This window comes from Granulicella sp. WH15 (genome assembly GCF_009914315.1).
GTDB lineage: Bacteria > Acidobacteriota > Terriglobia > Terriglobales > Acidobacteriaceae > Edaphobacter.
Window position 1 is genome coordinate 2,839,930 of the sequence record NZ_CP042596.1, and the last position, 20,366, is coordinate 2,860,295.

The 20,366-nt window shown below is 57.7% G+C and carries 11 protein-coding genes; 5 read left to right on the forward strand and 6 right to left on the reverse strand.

What is annotated here, in order from left to right; genetic code table 11:
• Positions 1-7: 7 nt before the first annotated feature.
• The 3 genes from FTO74_RS11830 to FTO74_RS11840 form a co-directional block, all read right to left on the reverse strand.
• Positions 8-1,534, reverse strand: a complete 1,527-nt coding sequence (locus tag FTO74_RS11830) for an amino acid permease (RefSeq protein ID WP_255462222.1) — start codon at positions 1,532-1,534, stop codon at positions 8-10.
• Between the two features lie 70 nt (positions 1,535-1,604).
• A complete protein-coding gene (locus FTO74_RS11835; RefSeq protein ID WP_162538337.1) occupies positions 1,605-2,336 on the reverse strand; it encodes an alpha/beta hydrolase in 732 nt (243 codons plus the stop codon).
• Positions 2,337-2,393: 57 nt separating this feature from the next.
• Positions 2,394-3,311 carry a 3-keto-5-aminohexanoate cleavage protein gene (locus tag FTO74_RS11840; RefSeq protein ID WP_162538338.1) on the reverse strand — a complete coding sequence of 306 codons (918 nt, stop codon included), beginning with the start codon at positions 3,309-3,311 and terminating at the stop codon, positions 2,394-2,396.
• Positions 3,312-3,749: 438 nt separating this feature from the next.
• On the opposite strand from FTO74_RS11840, the gene FTO74_RS11845 reads away from it, so the two are divergent.
• Positions 3,750-5,447 carry a tetratricopeptide repeat protein gene (locus tag FTO74_RS11845; protein WP_162538339.1) on the forward strand — a complete coding sequence of 566 codons (1,698 nt, stop codon included), beginning with the start codon at positions 3,750-3,752 and terminating at the stop codon, positions 5,445-5,447.
• A 107-nt stretch (positions 5,448-5,554) separates the two neighbouring features.
• Here the strand turns inward: FTO74_RS11845 and FTO74_RS11850 are convergent, their stop codons facing one another.
• The 3 genes from FTO74_RS11850 to FTO74_RS11860 all read right to left on the reverse strand — a co-directional run bounded on the left by FTO74_RS11850 (position 5,555) and on the right by FTO74_RS11860 (position 11,374).
• Positions 5,555-8,932, reverse strand: a complete 3,378-nt coding sequence (locus FTO74_RS11850; RefSeq protein WP_162538340.1) for a carboxypeptidase regulatory-like domain-containing protein — start codon at positions 8,930-8,932, stop codon at positions 5,555-5,557.
• Positions 8,933-9,347: 415 nt separating this feature from the next.
• Complete coding sequence (locus FTO74_RS11855; RefSeq protein WP_162538341.1) at positions 9,348-10,523, reverse strand: aminotransferase class I/II-fold pyridoxal phosphate-dependent enzyme; 1,176 nt, start codon at positions 10,521-10,523, stop codon at positions 9,348-9,350.
• A 128-nt stretch (positions 10,524-10,651) separates the two neighbouring features.
• A complete protein-coding gene (locus FTO74_RS11860; RefSeq protein WP_162538342.1) occupies positions 10,652-11,374 on the reverse strand; it encodes a TetR/AcrR family transcriptional regulator in 723 nt (240 codons plus the stop codon).
• 158 nt (positions 11,375-11,532) lie between these two features.
• Here FTO74_RS11860 and FTO74_RS11865 point away from each other — a divergent pair, with 158 nt between their 5' ends.
• The 4 genes from FTO74_RS11865 to FTO74_RS11880 all read left to right on the forward strand — a co-directional run bounded on the left by FTO74_RS11865 (position 11,533) and on the right by FTO74_RS11880 (position 20,365).
• Complete coding sequence (locus tag FTO74_RS11865) at positions 11,533-12,492, forward strand: hypothetical protein (protein ID WP_162538343.1); 960 nt, start codon at positions 11,533-11,535, stop codon at positions 12,490-12,492.
• A gap of 195 nt (positions 12,493-12,687) precedes the next feature.
• The gene (locus FTO74_RS11870; protein ID WP_255462223.1) at positions 12,688-13,806 is read left to right on the forward strand and encodes an efflux RND transporter periplasmic adaptor subunit; all 1,119 of its coding nucleotides are present in this window, start codon (positions 12,688-12,690) and stop codon (positions 13,804-13,806) included.
• Positions 13,803-17,255 carry an efflux RND transporter permease subunit gene (locus FTO74_RS11875; protein WP_162538345.1) on the forward strand — a complete coding sequence of 1,151 codons (3,453 nt, stop codon included), beginning with the start codon at positions 13,803-13,805 and terminating at the stop codon, positions 17,253-17,255. Before FTO74_RS11870 ends, FTO74_RS11875 begins: the two co-directional genes overlap by 4 nt.
• On the forward strand, positions 17,252-20,365 hold the full coding sequence (locus FTO74_RS11880; protein ID WP_162538346.1) for an efflux RND transporter permease subunit: 3,114 nt from the start codon (positions 17,252-17,254) through the stop codon (positions 20,363-20,365). Before FTO74_RS11875 ends, FTO74_RS11880 begins: the two co-directional genes overlap by 4 nt.
• The last annotated feature ends 1 nt before the right edge of the window (position 20,366 follow it).

Consider the following 20,366-nt stretch of genomic DNA (forward strand, 5'->3'; position numbering starts at 1 on the left):
TTAATCTTCAATCTGCATTGGGCGCGGCGAGCCTGGCCCGGAAGAGGAAGTAGACCGGCACGCCGAGCAGAACGATCACAATGCCCGGCACGGTCGTCGTCGTGCGGTAGATCAGCAGCACGATCAGAATCACGCTGGCGAAGAAAATGTAGAGGATCGGCAGCAGAGGATAGCCGAAGGCGCGGTAGGGGCGCTCGGCGTTCGGCTTCAACTTGCGCAGCCGGAAGATGCCTGCGAGCGTGAGGATGTAGAAGACGAGCGCGGCGGATACAACGTAGTCCAGCAGGTTGCTGTAGAGATTGCCGTAGGTCTGCGTGGTGGGCTGATAGGTGCGGATGAGAACCAGAACACCAGCCCAGACTCCCTGCATCGCCAGAGCTGAGCTGGGCACGTTCGACCGATTGACGAAGGCCGCCCGCTTAAAGAAGACGCCATCGAGCGCCATCGCATAGTAGGCGCGGGCACCGGATAAGATCATGCCGTTCATGCAGCCAAAGGCCGAGACCATAATCGCGATCGCGATGATCCTGGCTCCAATGTGGGGAAAGATGGCCTCCATCATGGTTGCGGCTACGCGGTCCGAAGGCGCATGTTGCACCGCGCTGAACGGCAGCACGACGACGTAAGCGAAGTTGGCCAGAAGGTACAGCCCGATCACGATGACGGTTCCGAGCGCCAGAGATAGAGGCACGTTGCGCGCGGGGTTGCGCACCTCGCCTGCATTGAAGGTGATGTTGTTCCATGCGTCTGCGGCGAACAACGAGCCAATCTGAGCGGTGCAAAGCGCCACGAGCATCCCGAACCCCGTCAGTACGGAGAGGCCGGGTGACGGCGGCGTAACGCCACTCGGAGTCCACGCATGATCGAAGTTCATATGGACGACCGAACTCTTCCATCCGAGCAGCAGTCCGATGAGGATGACCCCGATGAGAGAGCCGATCTTGACCGTGGTAAAGGTGTTCTGGACGCCCTTGCCATACTTCAATCCGCTGCTGTTGGTCCAAGTCAGGAAAGCAATCAGGAGCAATGAGACAAGCTGCGCGGTCGAGAGCGAGACCGCATAACCCGGAAGGATATGAATGGGCGGGATAAGGTACTTCGACTCAGAGATCGGGCTCCAGAGGACTCCCAGATAACGGGAGAAGCCAACAGCCGAAGCCGCGATGGTTCCAGTCTGAATGACGAGGAAGAGGGTCCATCCGTAGAGGAAACCCCAGAGTGGCGAATAGGCCTCACGCAGGTAGACGTACTGGCCGCCCGCTTTGGGCATCATCGCCGCAAGCTCGCCGTAAGAGAGAGCCGCCGCCATCGTGAGGACGCCCGCGATCAGCCACGCGACCATAAGCCAGCCGGAGCTTCCGACCTCGCGCGCCATCTCGCCCGCGACGATGAAGATGCCGGAACCGATCATCGACCCGGCAACGATCATCGTCGAGTCGTAGAGGCCAAGGCTTCTATGCAGCGTGCGCTGGCTCTCAGAGCCGGAGTTATCTTCCGGCAGTTGAATCTCGGACTTCAAATCGGAGTCAATCACGTTTGCTTTCTATCCTAAGATCAGTCCGGCTCGGCCCGGCAATATTTGTGCTACTTCGAAGAGAGTGAAGTTAGTCTACCTTGGTCCGCTTCAGAAACGAGAGAACAAGCTGGTTGAACAGCTCAGCGTACCGTTTGTGAATGTTGTGCTTTCCCTCTGGAAAGCCGAAGTATTCGGACCCGACGATCTCTCGACGAAGAATCTCGGGATGCATCGAGGGAACGATAGGATCTATTTCCCCATGCAGGATCAGCGTTGGGCAGCGGATGTCGCCAAGCCTTGAGCGATAGATGTCGCCGCCCGATGCGTAGAGATCTTCGAGACCCTTCACATACTTGTCCCATAGGCTTTGCAGCTCGTCTCCATACACCTCGGCGAGTGGTTCGATCGCGCGTGACGACCAGGTCGATAGCGATCGGATGGATTGGAAGACGTGCAGCTCCTCCGCGCTTAAAAACGAGTTGCCGCCCCATACGACGAGTTGCGTGACGCTCTCAGGATGCTGAAGCGCCATCAATGTGCCAACGTTGGCACCGTCGCTCCAACCCATCACCGCGAACCGCGCAAAACCGAGCCCAGACATAAGCTGGTACATCTCCTCCGCGTCGCGAGGATAGAAGCCGAGGGGAAAATCCCGCTTAGGCGGCCTCGATTGGCCATAGCCGCGAAGGTCCGGAGCGATCACACGGTAGTGTTGGCCGAACCAGTCGATCTGATCGGAAAAATCAGATCGACCGGTTCCCAGAGCGCCCGGAAGAAGAAGCAACGGTGCCCCTTCTCCTGCGGTTTCGAAGTGAATCACAACGTCTGCGAGTTGAGCCTGAGGCATTGTGCCGAGTACACTCCGTTCCTGCAAAGCCTACGCACGAGGGCGCGGTGAAAGATAGCTGCTGGGCTGCTCTCGCAGACCGAGGATAGCGCGAGCCTGCGCGGGCGTGGCGATCTCTCGATTCAGCTCGCGCGCAATGCGCACCGTCCGGCTTACCAGCTCCGCGTTGCTTTTGGCCTTGCGGCCGCGGGAGTAGTAGACGTTGTCCTCGAGCCCCACTCTCACGTGGCCACCCATCAGCGTGGCCAGCGTGGTCAGAGGAAGCTGATAAGGACCAATCGCCGAGCAGAGCCACAGCGCGCCTTCGGGAAACTCCTTGAGCAGTTGTAAGACATTCTCCACGGTCGGAAAGCTTCCCGTCTGATACCCCATCACAGTCTGGATCCAGTAGGGCTTCGCCAGCAGATCATTGTCGATAAGATACTTTACGACGTAGGCGCATCCGCTGTGGTATGCCTCAAGCTCGGGCTTGACGCCGTGCTTCTTCATCTCCGCCGCAAACTGGTGGATCTGCCCATAGGTGAATGGAATGCACTCATCAATCTCCAGATCCGGATGCGGATTGCTCAGCGGAGCCTCGCGCGCCTTCAGGCGAAACTTGCTCATATCCGGAGCGAGGTTGAGCGATGCAACCTCGGGCCCGGCCTCGAGACACGAGAGCCTCTCTTCCATCGTCATTCCCGGGCCGCCGCCGGTGGTCGAGTTGATGATGATATCGGGGCAGCGCTGCCGGATCTTCTGCAGAACCTCGAACCACGGATCGTAGTCTCGCGCGCACAGCGTCAGATCATGCGGATCACGCGCATGGACATGCACCATCGAGGCACCGGCCTCATAGGCAGCCTGTACCGACTCTGCGATCTCGTCCGGAGTCTCCGGAATGTTTTCATTGGCCTCTTTGCCCTGGATGCCACCGTTGCAGGCGACGCAGATGATAAGCGGAGGCATACCATTTCGAACCTTATCCATAAAATCGAAACTGTCGGTATAGCGATGAGCAGTCTGGATGGATTGAAGCAATTCACTTTGTGACATGGGACTCTCTGGGGTAAGGTCGCGAACTTGAACCTTATCAGGGAAACAGGTTTGAAAAGGGCCTTCAAGCGAAATAGTGCGAAAGCACCGCGCACGTCCTGTAGATAGCTCAACCTACGCAAAGGAAAGGACCTGCGGGATGCGGCCTCGAATAGCCCATTCCAGCAGCCTGCACTTCATCATCCCAACCGCGAGAAATACCTTGCATGGGCTGTTCCCCGCGTCGTAATCTGTGCGGTAAGCAAATAGTTCAGTTGACCAAACTTTTACCCGCTGGCCATCTGCTGACAACATTCAGCACCAACGGTCCAAGGCACTTGACACTGCAAGACCGAAGCTCTTTTTAAACCCATGACGAAACCGACCATCTCGGCTACTTCAGACCTGCCGCCCGCCATGAGGCTGGGCGCTGGGCCAGACCGGCTTGATTCATGGAAAGAGATCGCGAGCTATCTGAAGCGCGAGGTGCGCACGGTGCAGATGTGGGAGAAGAAAGAAGGCCTCCCGGTCCATCGTCACTTCCACACGCATCTTGGGACGGTCTTCGCATTTCGCTCCGAGATTGAGGAGTGGGGCAAAAAGCAGGCTGCGAAGCAAGCCGGCAATAAGTTTGATGCCGTTTCTCCGACAGAAATTGACGGCAACACGATCGGGCGTCGAGTTCGCATTGAAGTAAGCCCGTTTCGTGATCTTTCGATTGGTTCGAGCTATCCCGTGCTGTGCGGGATGATCGTGACCGAGACGATAGCGGCGCTCAAAAGGCTGGATCAGTCGAAGATCGAGGTGCTTCACTCCGAGTTGACTCCGGGACAGCCGGAGAAAAGTTCGAGCGATAAACCAGTGGCTGATTACCAGCTGGTGTGGGATGCAAAGATCGAGTCCGACGGCATCTCGATACGAGCCAGCCTGATGCGCAACCGGACACAGTCCGCGGTGTGGTGCCGAACCTTTCCACTGTGCTCCGGCACTGGATGGGACACGCCCATGTTGATCGCGGATCAGATCGTGCAGTGTCTCTGGCTCAAGATCGTCTCCTTTACCAGTTCGTCTCTCTCTGCCGGTCGAGTGGAAAAGACCAGCTCTCGCGAAGCCTACTTGAAGGGCCGCTACTTCTGGAATCGGCGTGATGGCGAGAGCATGCGCAAGGCCATCGTATGGTTTCGGACGGCGATCCAGGAAGATCCGAACTTCGCGCTTCCCTACTCCGGGCTGGCCGACTCCCTGACGCTGCTGTCTTTTTACGAGATCGTCTCTCCCTCCGAAGCCATGCCCGAGGCGCGCAGCGCGGCCCTCAAGGCCATCGAGCTGGCCCCGAACCTGGCCGAGGCGCATGCCTCGCTGGCGGACATTCACCTGCACTTCGATCGCGACTGGGAGGGCGCCGACCAAGAGTACCGCCGCGCCATTCAGTGCAATCCCGGCTATGCGCTGGGCTACCACTGGTATGCCAATCTTCTCGCCGCGAAGGGCCAGCATGAGGCCGCTAATATCGCCATCATGCACGCGCTCGAGATCGATCCCGTATCACTTATTACTCAGGTCTGGGCAGGCGTCACCTCTCATCTGGCCCACCGTTTCGACGATGCGATCAAGTACTACCAGAGTGCGCTCGAACTCGACCCGAACTTCACCTGGGCGCATATGTACATGGCTCAGGCTCTTGAGCAGAAGGGACGCTACTCCGAGGCTCTGCGCGAGTTCGAGACGACGATCCGGCTCGCTGGCGGCAGCAGTTGCGTCAGCGCGATGAAGGCCCATGCCCACGCCGTTGCGGGGGACAAAGCAGCCGCGCGGGAGATACTGCGCGAGCTACGCTCTACGCCGGGTCACAAGTGTATGCCGTCTTACGATATCGCCGCGACCTATGCGGCTCTTGGTGATTCATCCCAGACCGTCTCGTGGCTCAACCGGGCTTGCAGCGAGCACAATATGAAGCTCTTCAAGCTCAGGCAGGACCCCCGCTTCGACCTCATCCGCCATCGTCCGGAGTTTCGCGAGGTTGTAGAACAGACCGGCCTCGCCCGTTATGGAGCGCTCGAGCTTCGCTAAGACTCTCTCGTGAGACAGCAAGATGGGCCGAAGTCGATATCGACTTCGGCCCATCTCTTATAGATATTTATAAACGGGCTAACTCCTATCGAGTTAGCCCGTTTGAGTTAGAAGAGGAACTTCGCGCTGATCTGACCGATACGAGCGGGCGCAGCGGCCGTCACCTGGCCGAACTGACTGCTCGCAAAGTTACCCTGCACCGAAGTGAACTGAGCGTGGTTGAAGATGTTGAAGAACTCCGCACGTACCTCAAAGGAGTATCCATCACGAATCTTCGTCAGCTTCGACACACCTGCATCCGTATTCAGAATGCCGGGGCCAAACACAGGCCGCGGGTTCGAGTTGCCGATCACGCCCACGACTTCGGTTGTGAACGCACTCTTATTGAAGTATTGATGCGAAGGTGCGCGCGGGTTCGACTTCGAGACCGGAGTACCTGAGTAGTTCGGGAAGTCAAACGAGAAGCCGGTGAGAGCAAGGTCGCCCGACTGACTTACGGTAATCGGGAAGCCGGTCGCGAAACGGGTAATACCGCTCACGTTCCAACCCTCGGTCAGCCGCTTAGGCAGGTTGCCGAACGCCCGCTCGAAGGGAATCTGGTAGTTGTAGCTGACGACAAAGTTGTGTCTCAGATCGAATGGCGAGACTGCACGGTTGCGGCGGAAGTCCGATGGCAGGAAGGTCGTCGATACGTTGTCGATCGACTTGCCATAGGTATAAGCGCCCAGGAAAGAGAAGTTGCGCGCCTTACGCTCCAGGGTCACCTGCAACGAGTTGTAGTTGGAGGCACCGATATTGCTGTAAAGGTGGACGTGCCCGAAGATCACTCCGCCTAACTGCTGATTTTGCATACCGATCAGCGTTCCGTATACCTTGCTGCCATCGGGCCGGGTAAAGACCTGCTTTTCGTTGTTGGGTCCGCAGGTCGGTGTCGCACCGCTGGCCGCCAACGAGAGGCAGAGGTTCGGATCGCCGACGTTGAGGTTGAGATCACCCTGCAGGTTGTGGCTCTGCGTGCCCACATAGGCCACCGTCAGTACGGTCGAAGAGGAGATCTGACGCTGAAACGACATGTTGTAGTGCTCAGCATAAGCCAGTTTGTTGTTCGTGTTCAGACCGGGTCCAACGATCGGCTCGAATACCTTGAAGCTGAGCTTCGAGTTATTCGGATCGCCAGCCACGGGCAGTGTGAAGGGAAAGCGCTGAGTCTGGGACTCACCATTCGAGCGTGTGCGGAAGGGCTCATCTAGTGTGGGCTGCGCCGAGCTATTCCAATAGAGCCCATAGGGAGCCGAACCGATGACGCCGAAGTTGGCCGAGTCCGCCGCGCCCAAGTAGTAGATACCGTAGGCCGCACGGATACTGCTCTTCCCCGCCGAGCCGAAGATAGCCCGCATCAGTCCATTATCAAACTCCGGCGCGTAGGCCAAGCCGAGACGCGGTCCGAAACGGTTATAGAAGGTGGGCGAGATGGTACGGCGCACGCCGGGGTCACCGGGAAAGAGATTGCCCAGCGGAGCCTGCGGAAACTGCGTCGACTGCACTCCCTGGATAAAGGTATCGAGGCGATCGTACTTGTCATACCAGGGCACCGGGATCTCGTAGCGAACTCCCAGATTCAGTGTCAGGTTGTGCCGCGCCTTCCAGGTGTCTTCAAAAAAAGCGCCAGAGTAGCGAGCACGATTGTCCAGCAGTTGCTCCGAGCACTGCGTGTACTGCGAGGGCGCACCCAGCAGGAAGTCGGCAAAATCGCTGCCCGTCTCGCCGCCCGTGTAGTTGAACTGTCCATTCGGGGCGCAGACGTTGCGCACGTTCAACTGGTAGTAACGCGTCTCGCCGCCAAACTTTAGCGAGTGCGCACCCATCAGCTTCGAGAACGTATCGCTCGCCATGTAGTTGTTATCGACCGACTTCATGTTCGTCAGCGGATTACCGAAGGCAAAGCTGTTGAATATCTCAGGGGGGACAGACTCGCCATAACCAACTGGTCCCGAAGGCACGATGCCAAGGCCAGTCGGGCTGGTGTTATAACCGAGGCTGGCCAGCGTGGTCTTGTTACCGGGTTGCGAAAAGTCCGGCTGTGCTGTCTGGATCGCCGTACGGAAGAAGGTTGCGCGAGCCTCGTTGACCATCGTCGATCCAATGATCTTGGTGTTGCTCACCATGAACATCTGCGCACGAGTCGGAGTGGTAACGGCAAAGCCGGGCAGATAGTTTGAAGCAGAGGACTGGTTGTACGAGTTCGAATCGTCGAAGACGTAGTAGAAGGCCCAGTCGCCCGTCTTCTGGTTATGGAAGTCGATTCTCTGCCCTGCTTTATCGTCGCGAACCGTGTTGTTCAAGCCAGCGGGAGAGTAAGAGCTTCCCACATTGGCGGCGGGAATGAACGAGATTTCTTTAGCCGCAATCGGATCGATTGCACCCGCGAGGTTGCCGTCCGGAAACACAGAGCTATACAACTCACCGGAGGAGACCGAACGGCCCAGGCGAGACGCGAGAGTCGCAGCGAAAGCTGCTCCATTCACCTTGGCAGTTCCGAAGACGCTCGGAGCAAACTGTCCACTGCGCTGGGCTGCCGTTGGCACAGCGATGGAGGTTGAGGGTACACCGGCCGTCTGGCGCGATCCCTGATAGTCCGTGAACCAAAAGAGACGATCCTTCCAGATGGGACCGCCGACTGCGTAACCAAACTGGTTACGTTTTAGCGTCGCCTTCACCGGGTCGAGATACCCCTTGGCATCCATCGCGTCGTTCCGGTAGAACTCGAATCCATCGCCGTGGATCTTATTGCTTCCCGACTTGGTGATGGTGTTCATGATCGCGCCGGTGAACTTGCCGTACTCGGCATCGAAGCTGTTCGTAATCAGGCGGAACTCGGCCACCGAGTCGATGTTAGGAATAAGTCCCGCGCCGTTATTTTTCGTCTCGCTGACGTCGCCACCATTGACCAGGAAGGCGTTCGCCGTCTCGGGCTGTCCGTTCACGGAGACGTTTCCCGAGTTGCTGGAAAGCCCGCTGTCGAGCGGCCGATCCGTCGCCGCCGAGCTGCTGGGACGCGGCGCGACACCGGCCTGCAGGCTCAGCAGATCAAGATAGCTGCGGCCATTCAACGGCAGCGCCAGCATCTCCTTCGACTCGATCGTGCCGCCCATCTGCGTGCTCGAGGTCTGCACCTGCACGCTGTTGGCCTCCACCTCGACGCTCTGCTGCACGCCTCCAACCACCAGCGCCAGATCGAACTGCAACTGATCGTTCACCTTGACGTCGATATCCTGAATCGTAGACGTCTGGAATCCAGTGGCGGAGACAGTCACCCTGTAGTGGCCGGGAGCCAGCGAAAGAAAATTGTAGCGGCCATCGGCCGTGCTGGTCAGCGTATGGCGAACGTTCGTGCTTAACTCCGTGATGACGATAGAGGCTCCAGGAACCGCCGCTCCGGAGCTGTCACGGATGACGCCTGAAACAGCGCCTGTCACATCGGCCATAAGGCGGGTAGCTCCACAGACGAGCAGAGTTAGGAGAAATAGATACCGATAACCGCGGCGTATCATTGCGCTGCCTCCAAAAAATAACCTGTTAATCGTGAATAACTTGTGAGAGCAGTCAAACAGGATCACAACTTCACGAACAAGCGAAATTGTGCGAAACGCACCTGTAAAAGGGGGAAACGAGTCTAGGGCAAGGGATGCGCGTGGACCGCGCCGCAGTGTGATTTAGGGGGAAAACACATGGAAGATCGTGGATAGATCACCCTGAGATCGACTCTCCGGCATCGTCTGCACCGCAAACCGTGGTCTAACCAAATCGAGGGGCCTGCCTGGTGGCAGACCCTCTGAAATGCAATAACCTGCGTGACTTTAGCAGTTATTTCCTTACTACAGTTCGTGATTCCGCCGCCATTTAGGCAAGCTTGCGGAGTTGATCGCACGCGCGGGTCAGGTCGCCCGGCTTCTTGCCGAAGCAAAACCGGAGCAGGTGTTCTCCCCGTCCGGGACGGAAAAAGGCAGAGCCCGCAACGGCAGCGACTCCGGTGCTCACCAACAGGTTACGGGCTTTGTCCCGGGCCAATGTGCCGGGGACCTTGGAGGCATCGGCAAGGATGTAGTAAGCTCCCGCGGGGATAGACGGAGTAAGTCCGGCATCGGTAAGGGCCGCGCATAACTCATCGCGTTTGGCCTGGTACTCGGTGGATAGGTTAGCGTAAAAATCGGTGTCGGCAAGGCCACGAAGCCCCGCAGCTGCTCCATGCTGCAAAGGCGCGGGCGCGCAGATGTAAGTCAGGTCGTGGAAGTAACCGATAGCCGCGATCCACTGCGGAGCTGCGGCCAAATAGCCTATGCGCCAGCCCGTGATGCTGAAGGTCTTCGACAGGCCCGAGATGGTGATGGTGCGATCGGCCATGCCGGGGAGCGTCGCCAGGGAGATATGCTTTTCTCCATCGAAGAGAAAGTGTTCGTAGATCTCATCGGTAAAGACAAAGAGATCGTGTTCGATAGCGAGAGCGGCAATCGCCTCCAACTCAGTCTGACCGAAGACCTTACCTGATGGGTTCGACGGCGTGTTGACGAGGATGGCGCGAGTACGCGGAGTAATGGCTGAGCGTACCGCATCAAGATCAAGCTGCCAGTCCGGCGCAGCCAGAGCTACCGGCACTGGCTTCATACGAAGCGATACCAGCGTGCTGACGTGATATCCATAGAAGGGCTCGAAGAGCAGAACCTCATCGCCAGGATTGAGCAGCGCGAGCAGAGAGGCATAGAGAGCGCCTGTCGCGCCGTTAGTAACCAACACCTCTGTCGCCGGGTCGACGGTCATGCCATTGAAGCTCGCCAGTTTGTGCGCGATGACCTCTCGCAAAGGGGCAATTCCGTCGAGGCGAGTATAGATATTGAAGCCACTCTCGATGGCGTCCACCGCACCAGCCGCGACCAGTTGCGGAAGGTCAGTGTCGCAGATGCCCTGCGCCAGGTTGATGCCGCCGACGCGATCACATTCGACGGACATGGCGCGGATCTCGGACTGAATGACGGTGGGAGCGATGTCGGAGAGATGGAGGCGAGAGGCGGTCACGGTCATGGAAAAAATCCTCGGAGCAGCGGCGCACTTCGGCCAAACCGGAAACGGAGCGGCCACAATGAGGACCATCATAACGCCAACCAGTATGCCAGGACGATGTACCGGTAACCAGGAAGGATCGTGAGGCTCTACTTCTCCGGCAAGACTTTCTTGCTCCGACGCACTTTGGGCTTGGCCCCTGGAGCAGCTACCGACTTAGTCCCGCGTGGGTCCTTCTGCAATTGCACCTCGGAGCCACTTCCCATTATCAGGACGTCGAAGACCTTGCCCAGAACCTGTCGTGTCATTGGCCTTGAGTTCAGCACAGGGTTGAACTGCTTCTCCAAAGCGACGGCATTCGAGATTCCACGCAGAATAGCCAGAGCGATGTGCAGCCGATCTTTATCAGCCTCCGAAGAAACATTCTTAAAAAAATTCTTGGATGCGTCATCGTAAAGCAGTCGATAGAGTTCCCTCACCCGCTGCAGGGAGTCTTTATTCCGCAGCGCAAAAAGTTTAAATTCGAGCAGCAGAATCGGCCAGTTCTCCTCCTCGATGACATCGAGGAACAGCTCCCTCACAATCTCAAGGTGACGTTCCTGGGGATCGTTCTCCATTGCGCTCAGAAACGCCTCACGCCGGCTGTTGGCCTTGCGCTCGATCAAGGCAAAGAAGATATCTTCCTTGCTATGGAAGTGGGCGTACACCGCGCCCTTCGTCCGGCCAGCCTGCGCGGCGATCGCCTCGATCTGAGCCCGCTCATACCCATCCCGGACGAAGATCTTTTCCGCCGCGTCCAGAACACTGCGCAGGGTTGCCGCGGTCTTGGCTTGATGCTTGTTCAGTGACTCGGCTGGTTTGGCATTATCCATAGACACCTACTCTAACGCTTGTTGCTCCAACTCTTACGGGACCAGATCCATCCCTCAAATTCACGCCTCTGAACGGATGGATTATTTTTCATTTAAATTGTATCCGTTCGCGTACGTATTTAGTCTAACCCTCAGTCCGGCACCTCAAGGAGAGTCTGATGAACCGCTTTTCAACCCGCCTCGCCCTCGCGATATTTTCACTAAGCTCTCCTTTTCTGAGCGCGCAGACTCTCGGTGACAAGCCCACAACCTCTCCTGACGGCATGGACGGCGTAATACTCGTTGTGGGCCTCGAACAGGTCAAACCCAATACCAAAGGCTTGCTCCTTCTAAGTCCCGAGGCCCTGCTCTTTTCAAGTAACGATGTCAGGTCTTCCATCCCGAGAGACCGGATCACCAATGTATTCATTGGCGACGAGCGCACCGAGCCTTGGGGTACAACCGGCAAGGTCGTGCGCAAGATCATCCCCTACGGCGGAGGAGCCGCGCTGGGTGCGGCAACCAACAAAAAGGTCGATTTGCTCACAGTCGAGTTCCGCGACACGCACGACGCGTACCATGGAGTTGTGTTCGTTCTGCCTACACAAAAAGCTGGAGATATTCGAGACCAGATTATGGCTCGCCTTGCCCCTCCCGCAGAACACCCAGCTTCCTCTTGCTCTGTTGGAGAAGCCAAGCCACGGTCGGTCCTGCTCGCACCCATCGCCGTAAGCGGAATCGATCTACCCGCAGAGTACCGCATCCTCCTCTACGAGCAGACGATCAAGCAACTCAAGATAAAGCGCCCCGCCGACATATTCCTCCGCGTGGGCGACGCAACCGCCGGGTCTGGCTGTGTCGCAACCCTGAAGATCACTGTTACAAACTTCAAGAAGGGTAACCGCGCGGTACGGGTCTCCAGCGGTCCAGTAGGACTCTTCGTGGGGACCACCTCTTTGACATTCAATGTCGACCTCGAGGATTTTCACGGCAATAATGTCTTCCATACGCAGATAAAAAAGAGCAATCGCAGCGACTCAGACAGCCTGGACTTGGCGGACGGCATCGCGAAGAATACTGCAAAACGGTTTGACAAGGCGCTTGCACAATCGGCACCACAAGGCGCAGGCACGAACTAGATCCAAAAATAAAAGGAACAGGTGAAGGGTGACCCAGCACCCTTCACAACAACACTCAAGGGGATGAACGTGACAGAGAGAGATAGTGATCTGGTGGCAAACAATACCGAAGACAGCCACAAGTCACCCAACGAAACGATAGCCGCACCGCCGCGTCGATCTTCCGGTTTCGGGCGATGGATACTCCTTGCACTTGTGCTGCTCATCGCCGCGAGCGCCGTGCTCATCTCACGACGCAAAGCAGCAAACAGCGGTGCCAACGCGGACCAGCCCACAATCCCGACTATCGAAGTCGCTTCCGCGACTCGCGGCGACATCGGCATGTACATCGACGCGCTCGGAACCGTCACTCCCCAGGCCACAATCAACCTCTACAGCCAGGTCACCGGCCGAGTCGTCGGAGTTCATTACGTCGAGGGCCAGATGGTCCATCGTGGAGACCCACTTATCGACATCGACCCGCGTCCCTATCAAGCTCAGCTGCAGCAGGTAGAAGGCACGCTGGAGCACGACCGCCTGCTGCTGCAACAGGCGCAGATGGATCTCAAGCGTTATCAAGAAGCATCGGGCGAGCAGGCAATTGCACGCCAGACCTATGAAGACCAGAAGCTCCTTGTAGATCAGTACCAGGCGACGATCAAGAACGACATCGGTCAGGTGCAGTATGCGCAGGTACAGCTGGACTACTGCCATCTCACCTCTCCCATCGACGGCCGGGTAGGCCTGCGTCTGATCGACCCAGGCAACACGGTCTTTGCCGGGGGCTCCAATCCCCTCGTCGTGGTCACACAGCTTCGCCCAATTACCATAGTCTTCGATGTCGCCGAAGATCATCTCAATGAGATCGGCGATGAGGTCACGCGCCGCCAGATGCTACCCGTGGATGCCTTCGACCGCTCTCTGCAACACAAGATCGCAACCGGCAAGCTCCTGACACTCGATAACCTCGTTGACACATCAACAGGCACCGTACGCTTCAGGGCTCAGTTTCCAAACATCGACCTGAAGCTCTTCCCCAATCAGTTTGTCAACGCTCGCCTTCAAGTAAAGACCCTGCATGATGTAGTCCTCATCCCCAGCGCAGCCGTTCAGCGCAACGGCATCAAGTCGTTTGCTTATGTACTCACCGGCAACACCGTCAAGATGCACGACATCACTGAGCTGACCACCGAAGGTCCCACCTCCGCCGTTCAAGGTATCAACACCGGCGACGTCGTCGCGATCACAGGCTTCGACAAGCTACAGGACGGACAACAGATCACCGTGCAGCGCCAACCCCAGGCTGCGAAGGCACCGGTCGAGAGCGCGCGATGAACTTTTCGCGCATCTTCATTCTTCGTCCGGTGGCTACCGCACTTATGATGGCCGCCATTCTCGTGCTTGGACTGGCGGCCTATACCAGCCTGCCCGTGTCGGCGCTTCCGCAGGCAGACTACCCCACCATCCAGGTGCAAACGTTCTATCCGGGCGCGAGCCCCGAAGTCATGGCATCCGGCGTGACCGCGCCGCTTGAGCGCCAGTTCGGCCAGGTCCCCGGCCTTACCCAGATGACCTCCACCAGCTCGGACGGAAGCTCCATCATCGTTCTGCAGTTTGCCTTGGACCTCAGCATAGACGTCGCCGAGCAAGAGGTGCAGGCAGGCATCAATGCCGCGCAGGGCTTCCTCCCCACCGACCTCCCTGTTCCTCCTGTGTACAGTAAGTCGAATCCAGCCGATGCCCCCGTCCTCACACTTGCTCTCACCTCCGAAGCACTGCCGCTGTCGAAGGTAGAAGACTTAGTCGACAGCCGACTTACTCCGAAGATCTCACAGCTAAGCGGCGTCGGCCTGGTAACGATCAGCGGCGGGCAGAAGCCTGCGGTCCGCATCCAGGTAAATCCAGTAGCACTCGCTTCCTATGGTCTGAATCTCGAAGACCTTCGCTCAGCACTAGCCGCCACAACAGTGAACACGGCCAAGGGCAGCTTCGATGGTCCCGCACAGAGCTTCCAGATCAATGCCAACGATCAGCTCTTATCTAGCGCAGGCTTCCGTGATGTAGTCGTGGCCTACCGCAACGGTTCGCCGGTCATGCTGCAAGATGTAGCCAAGATCACCGACGGCATCGAAAACACAAAGCTCGCAGCCTGGGAGAACAAAACTCCAGCCGTCATCGTCAATATTCGCAGGCAACCCGGCGCAAACACCATCGCAGTAGTGAAGGAGATCGAAGACCTTCTTCCCGCGCTCAAAACATCTCTCCCCGCCTCCATAAAGCTCGACGTACTGACGGATAGGACAACCACTATTCACGCATCAGTCCGTGATGTGGAGTACGAGCTGATGCTGACCATCGGCCTCGTCATCCTGGTGATCTTTGTCTTCCTCCGAAACTTCGCTGCGACGGCGATCCCCAGCATCGCGGTTCCTCTCTCACTTGTGGGCACCCTGGCAGTCATGTACCTGCTCGGTTACAGCCTCAACAACCTGACCCTGATGGCCTTCACCATCTCGACCGGCTTTGTCGTGGACGACGCCATCGTGATGCTGGAAAACATCTCGCGTTACCTGGAAGAAGGTATGGAGCCGGTTGAGGCCGCCCTTAAGGGCGCCGGGCAGATTGGCTTCACCATCATCTCCCTCACCATCTCCCTGATCGCCGTACTCATCCCGCTGCTCTTCATGGGCGATATCGTAGGCCGCCTCTTTCGCGAGTTCGCCATCTCGCTCAGCATCACTATTCTGATCTCCGCATTCGTATCGCTCACATTGACGCCGATGATGAGCTCCCGCCTACTGCGCCACACGCCTGTCTCCGAACAGAACCGCTTCTATCGCTGGACCGAGACGGCCTTCGAACGCATCATTGCCGCCTATGGCCGCGCGCTACGCTGGGTGCTAAAGCATGAGACGGCAACGTTACTCGTCGCATCGGCCATGCTTGTCCTTACCATCTATCAGTTCATCGAGATACCCAAGGGCTTCTTCCCCGTACAAGATACAGGCATCCTCCAAGGTATCTCACAAGCCCCCGAATCCATCTCGTTCACCGCGATGGTTCGCAAGCAACAGCAGCTCAGCGAGGTCATCCTCAAAGATCCAGCCGTCGCCAGCCTGTCTTCCTTCATCGGAGCTGACGGAACGAATACTACGCTAAACAGCGGCCGCGTCCAGATCAACCTGAAGCCGGTCTCTGAACGCCATCTCACCGCTGCCCAGGTAGCTGCCAGGTTAGAAAGCAACCTCCAAAAACAAGTTCCTGGCATCCAACTCTATCTGCAACCAGTGCAAGACCTTACGGTAGACGATCGCGCCAGCCGCACCCAGTACCAGTACACTCTCGAAGACCCCAATATCGAAGAGCTTGGATACTGGACCGACAAGATGGTTGCCGAGCTTCGCAAGCTTCCGCAGATCGCGGACGTCGCAACAGACCAAGCCCCGAATGGAGTCAGCGCGAAGCTCTCCATCGACCGCCCCACCGCCTCCCGTTTCAACATCACACCCGACGCCGTCGACTCGACACTGTACGACGCATACGGCCAACGTCAGATCAGCACCCTCTACACGCAATCCAACCAGTATCACGTCATTCTCGAAGCATTGCCCGAGTTCCAGAAGAACCCCTCGCAACTCGATCAGATCTACATCCAGGGAGCCAGCAACTCCAGTGGCACCAATGCGGCACAAAGCACCTCCGGCCGCACATCCAGCGCATCAACCGGAGTGCTTTCGACGCTCTCGCCCACTTCGACAAGTGGCATCAGCTCCACCACCAACAACTCGCTTACGACAAGCAGCGGTACCGGCATATCCACTACGACACCACAGCAAACCACACTCACTTCCACCAATTCACCCAGCACTGGGCTGGCATCCACCGCTCCAGTAAGTGGCTTGGCGTCCACGACCTCCGGCTCATCGTCCAGCAACAGCCAATCCCAATCGGCATCCGTTGGCTCATCCAACAACCAAAGCTCTCCAGGCACCTCCAGCACCCAGTCAACACCAGTGCCCCTCTCCGCAATCAGCCATTACGAGATGGTCCGATCGCCGCTCATCATTGAGCATCAGGGACAGTTCCCTGTCGTCACCATCTCGTTCAATGTCGCACCGGGATACTCACTCGGCCAGGCAATCGAAGCTGTAGATAAAACTCAGCAACAGTTACATATGCCCGCCAGCGTTCAGGCCAGCGAGCAAGGTACGGCCTCGGCATTCAAGTCCCTCGGCTCCAATGAGGCGATCCTGATTTTGGCTGCGCTTGCAGCGGTTTATATCGTGCTCGGAGTTCTGTATGAAAGCTTCATCCATCCGCTTACGATCCTCTCCACGTTGCCATCGGCTGGCGTCGGTGCCCTGCTCGCCTTGCGACTCTTCCACCTCGACCTGGACATCATCGCAGTCATCGGAATCATTCTTCTCATCGGCATTGTGAAGAAGAACGGAATCATGATCGTCGACTTCGCTCTCGAAGCAGAACGAGATCATGGCAAAAGTTCGACAGAGTCGATCTTCGAAGCATCGCAGCTACGCTTCCGCCCCATCATGATGACCACACTGTGCGCTCTCTTCGCTGGCATTCCCTTGGCCTTCGGATCGGGGATCGGCTCGGAGCTGCGCCGTCCGCTCGGCGTCGCTATGGTCGGCGGTCTCCTCGTCAGCCAGGCGTTGACCCTCTTCACCACACCGGTCATCTATGTCTTCTTCGATCGTCTGTCCAAACGCTTCAAACATCGTGAGCCATCGCGACTCACTCTCGACACGGCGGAGAACGCATGAACATCTCCGCCCTCTTCATCAAACGTCCCGTAGGCACGACACTTCTCGCAATCGCGATCATCATCTCCGGCTTTCTTGCCTTCCGCGCATTACCGATCGCATCGCTGCCGCAGATGGATCTAGCCACCATCACCGTGGCCTCATCCCTGCCCGGCGCCAGCCCCGAGATTATGGCGTCGTCTATCGCCACACCGCTTGAGCGTCAGTTCGGCCACATCGCCGGCATCAGCCAGATGACGTCCTCAAGCACACTCGGCACCTCCTCCATCACCTTGCAGTTCGACTACAGCCGCGACGTCGATGGTGCTGCACGCGATGTAGAAGCAGCCATCAACGCCGCGCGAACTTACCTACCCGCGAACCTTCCATCCAATCCCACATACCGCAAAGTCAACACCGCACTCGCCCCGATCATGATCCTGAATCTAACGTCGGACACCCAGGGACAAGGGGCCATGTATGACACCGCTTCTTCCGTCGTTGAACAGAAGATCGCCCAGATCAAAGGCGTAGGCCAAGTTCAAGCCGCAGGCTCCTCATTACCCGCCGTACGTATCGACATACTCCCGCAACAACTCAACAGCTACGGCATCGGCGTACAGGATGTAGCCCGGGCCATCTCCGGGCAAAACTCGAATCGTCCCAAGGGACAGTTCAGCGACGACCGGATGACGGTCGACATCATCGCGAACGATCAGATATCCAAGGCAAAAGATTATGCACCCCTGGTCATAGCCAGCAAGAACGGTCACGTCGTTCGCCTGAGCGACGTAGCCACCGTATCGGACTCAGTGCAGAGTGTCCGCGCCGCGGGCTTCGTCAACGCCAAGCCAAGCGTATTCCTCATCGTCTCCCGCGTCTCGAACGCCAACGTGATCGACACCGTCGACCGCATCAAGAAGGCTCTGCCCGCGATCCGCGCCTCCCTTCCCGCGGGCGACCATCTCGATATCTCCATGGACCTGACCACCACGATTCGAGCCTCAGTAAGCGATATCGAGCTAACCCTGCTCCTGTCGATTCTTCTCGTAGTCATCGTGGTCTTCGTCTTCCTGCGCAGCCCGCGTTCGACGCTTATCCCAGGCGTGGCAATGGTCGTCTCTCTCGTGGGCACCTTCGCCTTCATGTACCTGCTGGGCTTCAGCCTGAACAATCTTTCGCTGATGGCTCTGACAATCTCCACCGGCTTCGTCGTAGACGATGCCATCGTCGTCATGGAGAACATCGCCCGCCTGCTCGAAGAAGGAATGCAGCCACACGAAGCAGCCCTGCAGGGAGCAAAGGAAGTCAGCTTCACCGTTGTCTCCATGAGCCTCTCTCTCGTCGCCGTCTTCGTTCCTCTGCTCTTCATGGGCGGCGTGGTCGGCCGACTCTTTCACGAGTTCGCCTACACCCTCACAGCTTCCATTCTTGTCTCGATGGTCGTCTCCTTGACCGTCACGCCGATGATGTGCGCCTACCTCCTCAAGCCCCACGCGAAAGGACGCCACGGAAAACTGTACCGCCTGAGCGAACGCAGCTTCGAGCTGCTGCTCTCCCTCTATCGCAGCAGCCTTGTCTGGGCGCTGCGTCATCCAGCGCTTGTGATGCTCACGCTAGTGCTGGCCCTGGTCATGAACGGTGTGCTCTTCCGTTTTGTAGATAAGGGCTTATTTCCCGTTCAGGACACCGGCGCTCTGATCGGGGGCTTTCAAGGCTCACAAGATGCTTCGTTCGAGTCCATGAAGAGTTCCCTGATGCAGATCCAGAAGACCATCCTGAGCGATCCGACAGTGCAAAGCGTCGTCGGCTTTACCGGGGCCGGAGGTCCAGCAGGAGCCAGCAACTCCGGCTTCCTGCTCGTAAGTCTTAAGCCACATGAAGAGCGCAAGATGAGCGCCTCCCAGGTGCTCGACCGGCTAAGACCGAAGCTCCAATCACTTACCGGAGCCTCCACCTTCATGCAGCCTCTGCCCGAGCTTGGCATCGGCGCACGCCAGAGCAACGCGGCCTATCAGTACCAGCTTTCGGGAGACTCGGTCGACGACCTGATGACCTGGGGACCGGCTCTTTACGATCAGATGCGGAAGATGCCCCAGTTGAAAGACGTGACCACCGACCAGCAAAATCAAGGGCTACAGATGCAGCTTAACTACGACCGCCGCACCGCAGCTCGACTCGGCATTACACCGCAACTGATCGACAGCTCGCTCTATTACGAGTTCGGCGAATCGCTGGTCTCAACCATCTACAGCCCGCTGAATCAGTACTACACAGTGCTCGAGGCCGCGCCGCAGTTCTATCGCTATCCATCCACACTCGACGCTACCTACATCCAGGTTGGCGGCAAAGGCTCCGTGCCTCTGGCGGCCTTTACGTCGAAGCAAGCCCTGACCTCACCTCTTGCTGTAAATCACTCCTCGTTCTTTCCCTCAGCAACGATCTCCTTCAACCTCGCTCCCGGAGTCTCCCTCGATCAGGCCATGATGCTTATCCGCAAGATGCAGGACCGCATCGGCGTACCCGCATCGGTAAGAACACAGTTCGCGGGAACCGCCGAAGCCGCGCAAAAGGCTCTGTCCAGCGAGCCCCTGCTCATCGTGACGGCCCTGCTGGCGATCTACATCGTCCTGGGCATCCTGTATGAAAGCCTCATCCATCCCATCACTATTCTTTCGACACTTCCTTCCGCTGGTGTCGGCGCTATCTTCGCGCTGATCGTCTTCCACAGCGAGTTCGACGTCATCTCCGTGATTGGAATCTTCCTCCTCATCGGCATCGTGAAGAAAAATGCGATCATGATGATCGACTTTGCCTTACAGGCCGAGCGGCTGGAGGGCAAGAACACTGAAGACTCCATCTTTGAAGCCTGCATCATGCGCTTCCGGCCGATCCTGATGACGACACTCGCAGCACTCTTTGCAGCCCTGCCTCTCATCTTCGGCAACGGCACCGGAGCCGAGCTGCGACGCCCCCTCGGAGTCTCTATCGCTGGTGGCCTAATCTTCAGCCAGCTCATCACGCTCTACACAACGCCGGTGATCTATCTCTACTTCGATCGCATAAGCCAGTGGCTGCGCAGAAGGCGCACGAAGACCACTGGCTTTAGCCAACACTCGGAGGCAATCTAAG